At 60.1% G+C, this 14,725-nt stretch carries 15 protein-coding genes; 10 read left to right on the top strand and 5 right to left on the bottom strand.

The features are described from left to right. Positions 1–16: 16 nt before the first annotated feature. The gene (locus ACLEJU_RS18530) at positions 17–304 is read right to left on the bottom strand and encodes a BufA1 family periplasmic bufferin-type metallophore (protein ID WP_435424278.1); all 288 of its coding nucleotides are present in this window, start codon (positions 302–304) and stop codon (positions 17–19) included. 195 nt (positions 305–499) lie between these two features. Here ACLEJU_RS18530 and ACLEJU_RS18525 point away from each other — a divergent pair, with 195 nt between their 5' ends. Next, positions 500–1,087, top strand: coding sequence for a sigma-70 family RNA polymerase sigma factor (locus tag ACLEJU_RS18525; protein WP_435424279.1), 588 nt, complete (start codon positions 500–502; stop codon positions 1,085–1,087). After that, positions 1,074–1,715, top strand: a complete 642-nt coding sequence (locus ACLEJU_RS18520; RefSeq protein ID WP_435424280.1) for a DUF1109 domain-containing protein — start codon at positions 1,074–1,076, stop codon at positions 1,713–1,715. Before ACLEJU_RS18525 ends, ACLEJU_RS18520 begins: the two co-directional genes overlap by 14 nt. Before the next feature lie 6 nt (positions 1,716–1,721). Here the strand turns inward: ACLEJU_RS18520 and ACLEJU_RS18515 are convergent, their stop codons facing one another. The 3 genes from ACLEJU_RS18515 to ACLEJU_RS18505 are packed head-to-tail and all read right to left on the bottom strand — an operon-like array spanning position 1,722 to position 5,149. Beyond that, positions 1,722–2,537: a helix-turn-helix transcriptional regulator gene (locus ACLEJU_RS18515; RefSeq protein WP_435424281.1), complete on the bottom strand. Its 816-nt coding sequence runs from the start codon at positions 2,535–2,537 to the stop codon at positions 1,722–1,724. Between the two features lie 53 nt (positions 2,538–2,590). Further along, on the bottom strand, positions 2,591–4,009 hold the full coding sequence (locus tag ACLEJU_RS18510; RefSeq protein ID WP_435424282.1) for an aminotransferase: 1,419 nt from the start codon (positions 4,007–4,009) through the stop codon (positions 2,591–2,593). A gap of 36 nt (positions 4,010–4,045) precedes the next feature. Continuing rightward, complete coding sequence (locus ACLEJU_RS18505; RefSeq protein WP_435424283.1) at positions 4,046–5,149, bottom strand: polyamine ABC transporter substrate-binding protein; 1,104 nt, start codon at positions 5,147–5,149, stop codon at positions 4,046–4,048. 336 nt (positions 5,150–5,485) lie between these two features. Between ACLEJU_RS18505 and ACLEJU_RS18500 the strand changes: the two genes are divergently transcribed. The 3 genes from ACLEJU_RS18500 to ACLEJU_RS18490 are packed head-to-tail and all read left to right on the top strand — an operon-like array spanning position 5,486 to position 8,138. Further along, positions 5,486–6,595 carry an HD domain-containing protein gene (locus tag ACLEJU_RS18500; protein ID WP_435424284.1) on the top strand — a complete coding sequence of 370 codons (1,110 nt, stop codon included), beginning with the start codon at positions 5,486–5,488 and terminating at the stop codon, positions 6,593–6,595. A gap of 8 nt (positions 6,596–6,603) precedes the next feature. Beyond that, positions 6,604–7,602, top strand: coding sequence for a nucleotidyltransferase domain-containing protein (locus tag ACLEJU_RS18495; RefSeq protein WP_435424285.1), 999 nt, complete (start codon positions 6,604–6,606; stop codon positions 7,600–7,602). Positions 7,603–7,613: 11 nt separating this feature from the next. Continuing rightward, on the top strand, positions 7,614–8,138 hold the full coding sequence (locus ACLEJU_RS18490) for a histidine phosphatase family protein (protein WP_435424286.1): 525 nt from the start codon (positions 7,614–7,616) through the stop codon (positions 8,136–8,138). Positions 8,139–8,291: 153 nt separating this feature from the next. Here ACLEJU_RS18490 and ACLEJU_RS18485 read toward each other — a convergent pair whose 3' ends face one another. Continuing rightward, positions 8,292–9,173, bottom strand: a complete 882-nt coding sequence (locus ACLEJU_RS18485) for a LysR substrate-binding domain-containing protein (RefSeq protein WP_435424287.1) — start codon at positions 9,171–9,173, stop codon at positions 8,292–8,294. Between the two features lie 138 nt (positions 9,174–9,311). Between ACLEJU_RS18485 and ACLEJU_RS18480 the strand changes: the two genes are divergently transcribed. The 5 genes from ACLEJU_RS18480 to ACLEJU_RS18460 form a co-directional block, all read left to right on the top strand. Beyond that, a complete protein-coding gene (locus ACLEJU_RS18480) occupies positions 9,312–10,703 on the top strand; it encodes an FAD-dependent oxidoreductase (protein ID WP_435424288.1) in 1,392 nt (463 codons plus the stop codon). Between the two features lie 127 nt (positions 10,704–10,830). Next, the gene (locus tag ACLEJU_RS18475; protein ID WP_440776735.1) at positions 10,831–11,997 is read left to right on the top strand and encodes a 2-aminoethylphosphonate--pyruvate transaminase; all 1,167 of its coding nucleotides are present in this window, start codon (positions 10,831–10,833) and stop codon (positions 11,995–11,997) included. A gap of 222 nt (positions 11,998–12,219) precedes the next feature. After that, a complete protein-coding gene (locus ACLEJU_RS18470) occupies positions 12,220–13,560 on the top strand; it encodes an MFS transporter (protein WP_435424290.1) in 1,341 nt (446 codons plus the stop codon). A 24-nt stretch (positions 13,561–13,584) separates the two neighbouring features. After that, a complete protein-coding gene (phnX, locus tag ACLEJU_RS18465; RefSeq protein WP_435424291.1) occupies positions 13,585–14,412 on the top strand; it encodes a phosphonoacetaldehyde hydrolase in 828 nt (275 codons plus the stop codon). A gap of 100 nt (positions 14,413–14,512) precedes the next feature. After that, the coding region (locus tag ACLEJU_RS18460; protein ID WP_440776734.1) for an aldehyde dehydrogenase family protein at positions 14,513–14,725 on the top strand (213 nt) is incomplete at its 3' end.

Raw genomic sequence — 14,725 nt, 5'->3', positions numbered from 1 at the left:
GGTCGGCCTCCTCTGCTCAGGACTGGATCGGGGTCAGCGAGCCCATGCCGGCCGGGGTCTTGATCGAGGTGCAGGTGCCGGCCGGGACGTTCTTCCAGTGCATGCCGTCGTAGTCCTTTTTGGCAGAACCGGCGCAGGTGGTACCGGCACCTGCCTTGCAGTCGTTCTTGCCGGCCATGGCGACGCCGTAGCATTTCTCCATGGCGGCGCCGCTGCCGGCCGGCTGGGTGGGGGTTGCCGCCAGGGCGGCACTCGCCAGCGAAGCGAGGGCCAGGGCAGCGGTGGCGAGGGCTAAGGTTTTCATGCTGAAGTCTCCAGAGTGGGTGGCCGTGGCAGGTTTACCGGCGGCTCATGGAGTAATTCGTGGCGTGTGCGGATCCGGTTACAGCCCTGGAAAAATTTTTCGCTCAACCGGCTGCGGCGACCTAAGGTTTCAATCCAGGGGCTCGCCGACGGCTGGCTCACCGAAAATGCACCCGCGGTGTAACCCAGGCGGCCCATGCAGCGAACTAACTCACAGGCAGTGCTCGATGCGCGCGAAGCCCAGCTGCAAGCCTTGCTGCTGGCCGGGCTGGCGGGCGATGCGCAGGCCTACCGGGCCTTCCTCGCAGCCCTGGCACTGCATATCCGGGCGTTTCTGCGGCGGCGCCTGGCCAGCCGCCCGGCCGAGATCGAGGACCTGCTGCAGGAGGTGCTGCTGGCGGTGCACAATGCGCGGCATACTTACCAGGCGCAACAACCGTTGACCGCCTGGGTGCAGGCGATCGCCCGCTACAAGCTGGTCGACTACTTGCGCAGCCGGGCCCGCCTGGATGCCCACAGCGCGCCACTGGATGACGACGCCGAGCTGTTCACCAGCAGCGATGCCGAGCCGGCCGAAGCCAGTCGCGACCTGGCCAGGCTGCTGCAACAGCTGCCCGAGCGCCAGCGGCTGCCGATCGTCCACGTCAAGTTGAAGGGACTGTCGGTGGAGGAAACCGCGCAACTGACCGGGCTTTCCAGCTCAGCGGTCAAGGTGGGCATACACCGAGGCCTGAAGGCCCTGGCCAGGTTGATTGGAGGTAGGAGCTACGATGAAGACCGATGACCTGATCAGCCTGCTGGCCGCAGGCGAAGGCCCGGTGCAGCACAACGCTACGATTCGGCGCCTGGGCCTGGCCGTGTTGCTCGGCGGCCTGGCCGCAGTGCTGATGACCGCGGCCCTGTACGGCGTGCGCAGCGACCTGGCCGAAGTGGCGCGCACGCCGCTGTTTTGGGCCAAGGTGGCCTTGCCTGGCAGCCTGGCGTTGCTCGGGTTGTGGCTGACCAGCCGGCTGGCCAGGCCTGGCGTGCGCGGTGGCCTGGCCTGGGGGCTGCTGGGCCTGCCCCTGCTGCTGCTGTGGCTGGGCGCGGCGCTGAGCCTGGCCGGTGCCCCACTCGATGCGCGCGCCGACCTGCTGTTCGGCCGTACCTGGCGTACCTGTGCGCTGAACATCACCTTACTCTCGCTGCCGGGGCTGGTCAGCGTGTTCTGGGCCCTGCAGGGCCTGGCACCGACCCGTTTGCGCCAGGCCGGTGCCGCCGGTGGCCTGCTGGCCGGGTCGACGGCCACCCTGGCCTACTGCCTGCACTGCCCGGAGATGGGCGTGCCGTTCTGGGGCCTGTGGTACGTGCTCGGCATGCTGCTGCCGACCGCGCTCGGCGCCTGGCTGGGCCCGCGCCTGCTGCGCTGGTGAGCCCGCTCAGATCCGCCGCAACCAGCCGATGAACTGGGCGAACAGCTCCGATTGCGAGTTGATCTCCAGCTTCAGGTACAGGTTCTTGCGGTGCATGCGCACCGTCTCGGGCGAGATACCCAGCTCATGGGCGGTGGATTTCACCGAGTGCCCCTGCAACACCATCTGCGCCACTTGCCGCTCGCGCTCGGTCAGCACCCCGCAACCAAAGCTGTCGAACGCGGCCTGCACGCTTTCGTTGGCTTCCGGCGGCGGCCCCAGGCCATGCCGTGCAAAGCGCATCAGCAGCTCGCGAACCATCGGTTCCACGGCCTGCAACAGGTGCAGTTGCGCCACCCCCAGCCGTGCACCGCTGCAGCCCTGGAACAGACTCAAGGAGATCTTGCTGTCGTTGCCCAGGTCGACGATGAAGTAGCTGTCCTCGCTGCAGCCGGTGCCAAGGTAATAGGTCTTGTAGTAGTCGCTGTCGAAGAAGTTGTCCGGGGCGATGTCTTCCAGGTGATAGAAGCCCTGCGCCAGGCCCTTCTCCACCGCCAGGCAGAACGGGTCGAGTAGGTAGCCCGCGGCGAAATAGCGCTCCAGCACCGCCTCGTGATAACGGTCGGGGATGCCCTGCTGGTACAGCAGCTGCGGCGGCTGACCCTTGCGTTCGAGGCTGATCAGCATGGACTCGGCGGCCACCAGCTGGCTGATGGCCGCCGCCAGCCAGGCCAGCGCGTCCGGGCCCTCGCTGTGGGCGAAGGCCTGTTGCAGGGCGCTGTGCCATTGCTGCAGGGCATGAAACGGCAGGTTTATTGTGGTGTTTTCGTGTGCTCGGCTCATGCCCCGCAGTCTACCGGCCGGGGCACGCGCGCGCATCTTTGGCTGCAGGTCGGTCATTGGCCGTGGTACAGGCCCTGCTCGGTCAGCTCCTGCGCCGCCTCTAGGATGCAGCTGCGCAGGGTGTCGACGATCTCGTCCACCTGGGCGTGGGTGATGATCAGCGGCGGCGACATCACGTTCAGGTGCATGATCGGGCGCACCAGCAGCCCCTTGGCCTGGGCTCGCACATGGATACGCTCGCCGATGTTCACCGCGTCCGGGAACAGCGCCTTGGTCTGCTTGTTGGCGACGAACTCGACACAGGCCATCAGCTTCATGCAGCGCACCTGGCCCACCAGCGGCAGTGCAGCCAGGGCCTGCAGGCGCTGCTCCAGGTAGCTGCCGACATCGTTGACGTGGGCCAGCAGGTTTTCCCGTTCGATGATCTCGATGTTCTTCAGGGCCGCCACGCAGCACACAGGGTGCCCGCTGTAGGTGAAGCCGTGGGTGAAGCAGCGGCCCTTGCCCGGTTCGGCGATCACCTTCCAGATGCGCTCGGAGAAGATGCACGCACCCAGTGGCAGGTAGGCCGAGGTCAGGCCCTTGGCGGTAGTGATGATGTCCGGGGTGACGCCGAACAGTGCTTCGGAGGCGAAGAAAGTGCCCAGGCGGCCGAACGAGGTGACCACTTCGTCGGCGACGAAGAGGATGTCGTAGGTCTGGCACACCTGCCACATGCGCTGGAAGTAGCCATCGGGCGGGATGATCACCCCGCCCGAGCCCATGATCGGCTCGGCGAAGAAGGCGGCCACGTTGTCCGCGCCCAGGGAGAGGATCTTGTCCTCGAACTCGGCCACCAGGAAGTCGAGGAACTCGGCCTCGTCCATATCGTCGCCGGCCCGGTAGAAGTTGGGGTTGGAGACGTGGTGGATCAGTTCGTGGGCGTAGTCGAACTCCGGCACCCGGTCGGCGGCCTTGTTGCCGATCGACATGGTCAGGCAGGTCGAGCCGTGGTAGGCATTGTAGCGGGCGATCACATGCTTCTTGTGCGGTTTGCCGCGGCAGTTCTGATAGTACTGGATCAGCCGGTAGGCGGTGTCCACGGCGGTGGAGCCGCCGGTGGTGAGAAACACGTGGTCGAGGTCGCCCGGCGCGAGGCTGGCGAGCTTCTGGCACAGCTCGATGGCTTTCGGGTTGGCCATGTCCGAGAACGGGTTGGAATAGGCCAGCTGGCGCACCTGGTCGGCAATGGCCAGGGCCATTTCCTCGCGGCCCAGGCCGATGTTGGTGCACCACATGCCGCCGACGGCGTCAAGGAAGCGGTTGCCCTGGGTGTCGTGGATGTAGGCGCCGTCACCGGCCTGGATGTTCAGCGCACCCTGCTCGGCGTGCTCGTCGAACATGTGGTAGCCGTGCATGTAGTGTGCCTTGTCGGCTTTCACCAGCTGGTCGTTGTGCGAGGTGGCGGCCAATGGGCGAGTCGGGGTAGCCATAAGCAATTCCTTGTCGGATCGGTACGGTGAAAGGTGTCAGATGCCGGTCTTGACCGTGCTCCAGACCCGGGTGATGGCGCGCATGGCCTGGGGGTCCTGGGACTTCTGGGTGAACAGCCGCTCGCGGGTCGGCTCGTCGGGGTAGATGGCCGGGTCGTTGCGGATATCGGCCTGCACCAGCGGCGTGGCGGCGGCGTTGCTGTTGGCGTAGTGGATGTAGTTGGTCACCTCGGCCATGGTCTTGGGCTGCAGCAGGTATTCGATGAAGCGGTGGGCGTTGGCCACGTGGGGGGCGTCGTTGGGCAGGTAGAGGCTGTCGAACCAGATCAGCGAGCCTTCCTTGGGAATGAAGAACGCCAGGTTGATGTCCTTCTTCGCCTCCACCGCGCGGGCCTGGGCGGTGGCGTAGTCGCCGGACCAGGTCAGGGCCATGCACACGTCGCCGTTGGGCAAGCTGGTGAGGTAGTTCACCGAGTCGAACTTCTTGATGTAAGGGCGGATGCCCATGAGCACGTCCTGGGCCGCCTTGAGGTCGGCCGGCTTGGCGCTCTGTGGGTCTTTGCCGAGGTACTTGAGCGCCAGCGGGATGACTTCGCTGGGCGCGTCCATCACGGTCACGCCGCAGTCGGCGAAGCGCGAGACGATTTTCGGGTCGAACAGCATGGCCAGCGAGCCGATGGGCGCGTCGGGCATGCGCTGCTTGATCTTGTCGACGTTGTAGGTAATGCCCGAGCTGCCCCAGGTGTAGGGCGCCGAGTAGCGCATGCCGGGGTCGAAGGCCTGCAGGCTCTGCACCACTTGCGGGTCGAGATTGGCCCAGCTGGGCAGCCTGGACTTGTCCAGCGGCTGGAACACCCCGGCCTTGATCAGCGGTGGCACCAGGGAGCCATTGAGCATCACCAGGTCGTAGCCGGAGCGGCCGGTGAGCAGTTTGGTCTGGACCGTCTCGTAGCCGTCGAAGGTGTCGTAGATCACCTTGATGCCGGTCTGTTTCTCGAAATCGGCGAGGGTGTTTTCGCCGATGTAGTCGGTCCAGTTGTACAACCTGAGCGTGTTGCCGGTGTCTGCCTCGGTGGCCAGGGCGGCCGTGGCGGAACAGCACAGCAACAGACTGGAAATCACCTTCAATGCCTTGCGCATAGCAACTCCATCGTGTGATCAGGATCGGCTCGGGCGAGCTGATGGAGCCACTATCCGGGGGATTGCGCCACGGGGCCATAACCCGAATGGGGGTATGAGCGAGGCGCGACACTGAGGGCCATTTACGTACGCACTATGCCGCTTGGGTAAGACTGACCTGAAAAATAGCGGAACAAAAAACAACCAGAACGCGCGCAACAGACAAAAACCTTTTTTTTCAATCACTTACTAATGATGAAGGACCTCAAGTGAGATTGGTTCTCAAAAAAAATATCCTGATACCACACCCTCCATGCCATAATGGCAGGCAAATTTGTCGCAGCCTGTCTATTCTAAGTGTGGCTTGCGAAAAATGAATTGGGCATATTTGAAGTTCAAGAGATGGAAGTGAATACACCAATACGAGACAATTTGACTTTTTGGCCAGAAGCCTCAAGAGACCCAGAATCAATTGAGTACTGGCTAAAAAACCTATTGTCGCTGGATATAGTTAAAGACATTGTAGGCACAAAGGCCTTCCAACGTCTAAACGACATTTCTTTTCTTGGCGCATTAGATTACACGCATCAAAGCGCTGGCTTCCTGAAAAAGCAATACAAAAGCAGGGCCATACACTCCATTTATGTTGCCGCCCTAGCCAACTACATTGCTGACGCTAGAGGCTATACAACAGAACTTAAAAATCATGTAATAGCAGCAGCGCTGCTGCATGATATCGGACACGCTCCTTTATCACACAGTGTCGAGCCTTACATTAAGAAAAAAATAGGATATGGCCACCATCAAGCGGGAGAGCAAATCATCCGCGGTGAGGCTTCCGTAGCGCAAGAACTCAAGCATATTATTCGGAAGAATTTCGACACCGACCTGCTACTGTCTTTAATTGACGCAACCGCACCAAAAGACTTTGGTGGCGATTTATTTTCCAGCCCCATAAATATTGACACCATAGATGGAATAACCAGGTCACACACTTACTTAACCGGTAAGAAATTTATTATTTGCCGCATCTCTGTAGCCAAAGCTGCGTTCTGCAGTGAACCGAGTTGCGACACTCGGACTCTTGATTCCTTCTGGGAAATGAAAGATCGCGTTTATGCCAACTTAATAAATGATCAATTTGGTTTAATCTCAGACAGGTCCAGCGAACTTTTTTTTCATGAGCAAGTAAATTTTAGCGAGGGCGAAATCTACTCAACCGAGCGGAGTTGGCAGCAGCGCTACAAAAAACTCTTCAGATCATTTTCAGCGCTAATGAAAGAAAACACCAAACCAAACTGGCTTGGCAACGAAGAACTTGATTTCACGCAAAGAACATACTACCTACGAAAAGAACACATAGATCACAATAGGTTCGCCTGCAACAAAGAAAAGAAAAAGATAACCATAACTGAAAACACAGCCAACAACAACCACATTCAAATAGAGCTCCCAAGACTCACCTAGGAATAAAAATGAAGTACAAGGAATTTCTTGAGCAATACCCAGTGATTAATGATCACCACAATCACTCCAATGATATTCTGGAAAAGCTAAGAAATGAGATCAGGGATGCTCTAGATTCAAATGAGCACAAGGATTCTCTCACTGTAGTTACCACCGGTTCATACGGACGTCGAGAAGCATCACTCGAATCCGACATTGACCTCTTCATATTTTTTAATTCTGAAGAACCGGACGATGCACTAGAAGAGGTCAAAAAGACCATCACTGAAATCACAAAAAAATACATCAAAAAAGATCCAGGCGACACGGGTACATTTGGGACCGATGCAATCGTCAGGTTCCACACCATGTTAACCAACATAGGTGGCGACAAAGACTCGAATCAGAATTTTACCCGTCGCATGCTTTTTCTGCTGGAAGGCACCTGGCTTTATAGTGAAGAACGTTTCAACGCATACCGTTCTAAACTTCTTGCCAAGTACCTCAAGACCGGCAACCCAGAAAACCAAATCTCCCGCTTTCTTTTTAACGACATTATACGATACTACAGAACAATCACCACTGACTTCGAATACAAAGTAACCGAATCGCAGAAGTCATGGGGATTACGCAACATTAAACTTCGCTTCTCGCGGAAGATCTTGTATTTTGGAGGGGTCGTTTCGGTTGCAGAGACGGCTTTGAAAACAAACGAAGAAAAAACCGCTGAACTTTCCAAACTATTCGACATCCCTGTTCTTGAAAGAATCAGTAAAGTAGGCGAACTCAACCCCCACACCAAACACATATTCACCATCTACGAATATTTTTTGGAAGCTATAAATTGCACTGAAAAACGACAGATCCTTGAACAGGTTACTCGCGACAAACGCGAGGAATCCCCTGAATATTTGGAACTTCGCAGCAAAAGCAAGCAATTCTCTGACGTACTAGCCGAGTGGATCAAGCACCAATACCCGGCTACCGGAGAAAAGACACACCCAATTCATAATGCATTACTTTTCTAGAGAATGATGCCATGCTGATTTTTCTTCGCCATGGCCAAACCAACTTCAACTTAGAAAGTAAGTGGATGGGTCAACTCGACCCTCCACTCAACTCTATAGGCATTCAGCAAGCGCAAGCCGCAGCAGAAGAGTTGAAAAAGCTTAATATTAGGCGCATTTTTAGCAGCCCACTGGCCCGTGCCCAACAGACCGCGAGAGTAATCAGCCAAAAACTCGATAACTGCCCCATAACAATCATGGACAATCTTTCAGAGCGCTATCTCGCAGAATTCGAGGGAATGACAAAAAGCGACTACTTGCGCACTAAAATCTCAAATTCAAGCACTGTCGAACAGCCCAAAGAGTTAGCTCGCCGCCTAGAACTCGCACTAGACAATATAAAAACACTTGAGAACACACTGATTGTTTCACACTCCGGTGTTTTCAGATGCATAATCGAAATATTGGGTTACACGTCAATTCCAGCAATCAGGAACCTTGGCAACGGCGAGTATGCAGAGCTAATAAAAAACATATATCACCACGAGCAAATTTAATAATTAGGCCGGCAAGCTGAAAGTAACTTTTTCGACCATTACGACTTGCGCATAGCAACTCCATCGTGTGATCAGGATCGGCTCGGCTGAGCGGATGGAGCCACTATCCGGGGGATTGGGCCAGGGGGCCATAACTCGAATGGGTGAGGTCGGTCAGGCCCCGCTTTCCACTGCCTCCCGAACCATGTCGAAGAACGTCGTGAGGATGCGCCGTGAACTCTGCGCGCGCAGGCACACCAAGGTCTCGCTAAAGCGGTGGCGGCTGTCGTCGATCGGCAAGCCGCGGATGCGCGAGTCCGAGCCCAGCTCGGCGGCGGACACAACACCCACCCCCATGCCGATCGCCACGGCCTCGCGCGCCGCTTCACGCCCCTCGACCTCGATGACCTTGCGAATGCGCAGCCCGGCCGCTGCCATCTCCTGCTCCAGGGACAGCCGTGTCACCGACCCTACTTCGCGCAGCACCATCGGTGCCTCGGCCAGGTCGGCGAGGCGCACGGACGTGCGTTGTGCCCAGGGGTGGTCATAAGCGACGAACGCGAGCATCGGGTCGCTGCGAATCGGCAGGGCCAGCAGGCGCTCGTCTTCGATGCTGCGGCCCAGCAGCGCGATGTCGGTCTTGTAGCCGAACAACCGCTCCAGCACCTCATCGGTATTGCCGGTCTCGATCTTCACGTCGACCCCGGGGTAGCGGGCGCAGAAGCGGGCGACATAGGGCAACACGTGCACCGGCGCGTCCACTGCCAGGTTCAACGTTCCGGTGGACAGCGTGCGGTGGTCCATCAGCATGTCATGGGCATCGACGCTGATATCGAACAGGCGTTGGGTCAGGCCGAACAGGCGCTCCCCCACCTCGGTCAGGCGCACCTGGCGCTTTTCGCGCAGAAACAACAGGACCCCGTAGTAATCCTCGAGCTTGCGCACCTGGTCGGACACCGAGGGTTGCGAAAGGCACAGCTGCTCTGCCGCGCGCGTGAAGCCGCCATTCACGGCGACTGCATGAAATGCCTTGAGTTGGGTGTGTGAGATTGTCATGGCGCCACCTTCTATAGCCCTGCCCTATGTCTGCATACGATAAATCGATTTTATTTATGGACAGTGCACTGCAAGGATGCTTTTCGCAAGGCGCGCCTTCACCGCTGCCCTGCTCTGCCCTCTTTCTGGAGATACACGATGCGACCTTTCTGGCTCGAGCAAGCCCTGAAGAACCAGCCCGACGAATCCTGCCCGCCGCTGCGACAGGACACCCGCGCCGATGTCTGCATCGTCGGTGGCGGCTACACCGGCCTGTGGACCGCCATCATGCTCAAGGAACAGAACCCCGGACTCGACGTGGTCATCGTTGAAGCGGACATCTGCGGCGCGGGGGCCAGTGGGCGCAACGGCGGTTGTGCGCTGTCCTGGTCGGCGAAGTTCTTTACCCTGGAGCGCTTGTTCGGGCTCGAAGAGGCGGTGCGCCTGGTCAAGGCGTCGGAGCAGAGCATCTATGCGATCGGCGACTTCTGCAGAACGTACGGAGTCGATGCCGACTACCGTCTCGACGGCACGCTGTACACCTCGACCAGCCAGGCGCAGGTCGGCTCCACGGACGCGGTGGTCGCCGCGCTGGAGCGCCATGGCATCAACACCTTCAGCAAGCGTGCACCCGCCGATGTGCAACGCATGGCCGGCTCGGCCCAACACCTTGAAGGCTGGTACTCGCCCGCGGCGGCCAGCGTGCAACCGGCCAAGCTGGTGCGTGGCCTGCGCCGCGTCGCATTGGGGCTGGGCGTGTGTATCCATGAAGGCACGCCCATGGTCGGCCTGGACGAAGGGCAGCCCACCTCGGTCATCACGCCCCATGGCAAGGTCACTTGCGCCAACGTGGTGCTGGCGATCAATGCCTGGATGGCTCGGGCGTTCCCGCAGTTTTCGCGTTCGGTGGCCATTGTCTCGAGCGACATGATCATTACCGAACCGCGGCCGGACCTGCTGGAGCGCATCGGCCTGACCAGCGGCGTGACGGTGCTCGACTCACGCATCTTCGTTCACTATTACCACAACACCCCCGACGGGCGAATCATGCTGGGCAAAGGGGGCAATACCTTCGCTTTCGGTGGGCGCATGCTGCCGGTATTCGACCAGCCATCACCCTATGCGGACCTGCTGCGTGGGGCGTTGGAAAAGTTCTTCCCGGCTTTCACTGGCGTCGATATCGCGGCCACCTGGAACGGCCCTTCGGATCGCTCGGTCACCGGCTTGCCGTTCTTCGGCCGCATGGGCGCCAAGGGCAATATCTTCTATGGCTTCGGTTATTCCGGAAGTGGCGTGGGCCCCTGTCACATGGGCGGCCAGATCCTGTCGTCGCTGGTGCTGGGGCTGGACAACTCGTGGACACGCTCGCCGTTACTCGACGGCCCGCTCGGGCATTTCCCGCCAGAACCCATCCGCTACCTGGGCTCATTGATGGTGCGCAACGCCATTCGCCGCAAGGAGCACGCCGAGGACCTGAACCGGCGCCCTCGCCGGCTGGATGTTCGTCTGGCCAGGTTCGCCGCCGCAGCCGGCAAGGCGGACAAAGCATGAGTCTTCATCAACTTATAAGCTCGGCTTATTTGTGAAATGTGATAAATCGATTTTATTTATTTTTTCGCGAATGTTTTGATCACGCCATGCATCACTCCTCACAAAAACAAGACCGCCGGAGAAGGTCATGACCAAAGCCGAGTTTCCCGTTCCTCAAGCGCTGGCAGCCCCAGCACTGGGCGAACCCTACCTGTTGACCCCAGGGCCGTTGACCACCTCCAAGGCCACCAAGGAAGCCATGCTTCGCGACTGGGGCTCATGGGACAAGGCCTTCAACGAAGTCACCGCGGATGTGCGCAAGCACCTGCTGGCAATGGCCGGGGTTACCGATGACAGCTTCGCCTGCGTGCCGCTGCAAGGCAGCGACAGCTACTCGGTCGAAGCGGCGCTGGCCACCGCCATCCCCCGCGATGGCAAGGCACTGGTGTTGATGAACGGTGCCTACGGCCAGCGCGCCACCAAGACCCTGGAGTACCTGGGCCGCGCCTTCATCACCCTGGACAAGGGCGACTACCTGCCGCCCCAGCCTGAGGAAGTGGACGCCCTGCTCAAGGCCAATCCCGACGTCAGCAACGTGTTTCTCGTCCACTGCGAAACCAGTTCGGGCATCCTCAACCCGCTGCGTGAAATCGCCAATGTGGTGAAGGCCCATGGCAAGAGCCTGATCATCGATGCGATGAGCTCGTTCGGCGCGGTACCGCTGACCGTCCAGGACATTCCCTTCGACGTGGTGGTGTCGTCCGCCAACAAATGCATCGAGGGTATTCCAGGGTTCGGCTTCGTCATCATCCGCCGCACCATTCTGGAAGCCGCGAAAGGCCGCGCCAATTCACTGAGCCTCGACCTGTACGAACAGTGGGCCTACATGGAGAAGACCGGCCAGTGGCGCTTCACCCCTCCGACCCACAGCGTGGTGGCCTTCCACAAGGCACTGGAGCAACACGACGCCGAAGGTGGCGTGCACGGGCGGTTGGCGCGCTATACCCGCAACCGCGATGTGCTGGTGGCCGGCATGCGCAACCTGGGTTTCAGGACGCTCCTCGAAGACCGCTGGTTGTCGCCAATCATCACCACGTTCTTCAGCCCGGAACATCCCAACTTCGAGTTCAAGCGTTTTTACGATGAGCTAAAGTCGCGCAACTTCATCATCTACCCCGGCAAGCTGACCGTCGCCGAAAGCTTCCGCATCGGCTGTATCGGCCAGATCGACGAATCTGTCGTTCATCAGTTGCTGCGCGCCATTGCCGACAGCCTGCTGGCGATGAATGTCGACATACAGCACGCCACTGCCTGATCGCACCGGTTAAAGGTCCTTGCCAGATCGAGCAGGGGGGCGAGTGGATCGCCCCCTTGGGCAAGGACCTTTTCTTCACCCTGGAACCCTCCCACGTCTAGCCGAGGCCCGCTTGCGGGCAGCTGATGAGGGGGTGTGCATGGATGCATCGTTCAGTCTCGAAAACAACAACAAAACCCCTGACCTTGCGCTGTCTGGCACCCACTACGGGATCCGCACACCATGAACCATGATGCAAGCCCTCTCGCGACTGGCTGGAAATCGCTTCAGCGTTGGCGCGTTCAAGTCTTCCTGATTACCTGGGTGGCCTACGCGGCCTTCTACTTCACCCGCAAGGCGTTCTCCGTGGCCAAGCTAGGCATCGGCGAAGACTCGGATTTCGTCCTTGAAAAGGCCATGATGGCCAACCTCGATGCCCTCTACCTGACAGCCTATGCCGTCGGGCAGTTTCTCTGGGGCAACTTCTCAGACCGCTTCGGCCCCCGGGTCGTGGTCCTCAGCGGCCTGGTGATCTCTGCGCTGGCTGCGGTGCTGATGGGCACCTATGCCACCTTGCCGATCTTTGCCACCTGCATGCTGATCCAGGGCCTTGCCCAGTCCACCGGCTGGTCCGGGCTGTGCAAGAACGTGGGCAGTTTCTTCAGCACCCGTGAACGTGGCCGCGTACTGGGCTACTGGAGCACCTCCTACGCGTTCGGCGGGCTGGTGGCGACCCCCTTTGCCGGCTGGTGGGCCTACGACGCGTATCACGATTGGCGCATCGCGTTCTTCAGCAGCGCCGCCGTGGTGCTGGTGGTCGCCCTGCTGTTCTTCCTGTTGCAGCGCAATCGCCCGGAAGACGTAGGGCTGCCGCCCGTGGAGATCGAGCTTGATGCCGTCGGCAAGGTGGCGGGGCCTCGCACCAGCGTGTGGGCCGGCCTGCGTACGGTGATGAAGAACCGCACCGTGCTGTTCCTGGGCCTGGCGTACTTCATGCTCAAGCCCGCCCGCTACGCCATCCTGCTGTGGGGCCCGGCCATCATCTACGAGCGCATGCCCGAGATCGGCAAGGTGGCCTCGGCCATCGTCCCGACCTCCTTCGAACTGGCCGGGCTGATTGGGCCCATCCTCATCGGCATTGCCTCGGACAAGTACTTCGGCGCCCGGCGCATCCCCGCTTGCGTCCTTAGCCTTGTGGTGCTGACGGCTTGCCTGGCCCTGTTCGTGCCGGCCATGCAGAGCGGCAGCCTGTACGTCGTGGTGGGCCTGCTGTTCATGATGGGGCTCACCCTGTACGGGCCGGACTCGATGATCAGCGGGTCGGCAGCCATTGATTTCGGCAGCAAGGATGGCGCAGCGTCCGCCGCCGGCTTCGTCAACGGCTGTGGCTCGGTCGGTGCGGTGCTCGGCGGCCTACTGCCGGGCTATTTCGACACCATCACCGTGTTCGTGGTGTTCACCGGCACCGCCCTGCTGGCCGCCACGATGCTGGTGCCCTTCTGGAACAGCCGCCCGCGGACGGTGGAACACACGGCTGCGGCGGCAACGCCCGTACAGCCTGCAGCACTTGGCACCACTGCCTGACAAACACTCACTGGAGCAACGCCCATGAATTATGAAAAACCAGCAAAACTGCAAGCCGTGGTCCTGGACTGGGCCGGCACCGTGGTCGATTTCGGCTCTTTCGCGCCAACGCAGATCTTCGTTGAAGCCTTCGCCGAATTCGGCGTGACGGTGTCGCTGGAGGAAGCCCGTGGCCCGATGGGCATGGGCAAGTGGGACCACATCCGCACCCTGTGCGACATCCCCGACATTGCCGAGCGTTATCGCAAGGTGTTTGGCCGCACACCTACCGACGACGACGTGACGGCGCTGTACAACCGTTTCATGCCGCTGCAGATCGAGAAGATCGCCGTTCATTCGGCGCTGATTCCGGGCGCCCTGGACACCATCGGCGACGTACGCCGCCGGGGCATGAAGGTCGGTTCCTGCTCGGGCTACCCGAAAGTGGTGATGGACAAGGTGGTCGAGCTGGCCCGGCAGAACGGCTACGTTGCCGACCATGTGGTGGCCACCGATGAAACGCCCAACGGGCGGCCATGGCCTGCCCAGGCACTGGCCAACGTCATCGCCTTGGGCATCGATGATGTCGCGGCCTGCGTGAAGGTGGACGACACCTGGCCCGGCATCCTCGAAGGCCGCAAGGCGGGCATGTGGACGGTGGCCCTGACCTGTTCGGGCAACGCGCTGGGGCTGCCCTACCAGCTCTACAAGGCGTTGCCATCCGACAAGCTGGCTGAAGAGCGTGCGCGCATCGTCAAGCTGTTCGAGCCTTCTCGGCCGCATTACCTCATCGACACCATCGTCGACCTGCCCGCCGTGATCGACGACATCAACCAGCGCCTGGCCCGCGGGGAAACCCCGCAAGCCTCCTGACTGACGCCCAAGGCGGGGGTTTACCCTGCGCCAGCCCCTGCCCTGGCCAACACAAGAAAAACGACCCCTCAGCACCGCTGAGACACCCAGGAGAATCAACATGCGTTACGCACATCCCGGCACGGAAGGCGCCAAGGTCACTTTCAAGAGCCGCTACGGCAACTTCATCGGCGGTGAGTTCGTGGCCCCGGTCAAAGGCCAGTACTTCGAGAACACCTCGCCGGTGAACGGCCAGCTGATCGCCGAATTCCCCCGCTCCACTGCCGAAGACATCGATAAAGCCTTGGATGCCGCCCACGCCGCCGCCGACGCA

It is taken from the genome of Pseudomonas sp. SMN11 (genome assembly GCF_052041945.1).
Classification (GTDB): Bacteria; Pseudomonadota; Gammaproteobacteria; order Pseudomonadales; family Pseudomonadaceae; genus Aquipseudomonas.
This window is presented reverse-complemented; position numbering and strand designations above follow the sequence as displayed.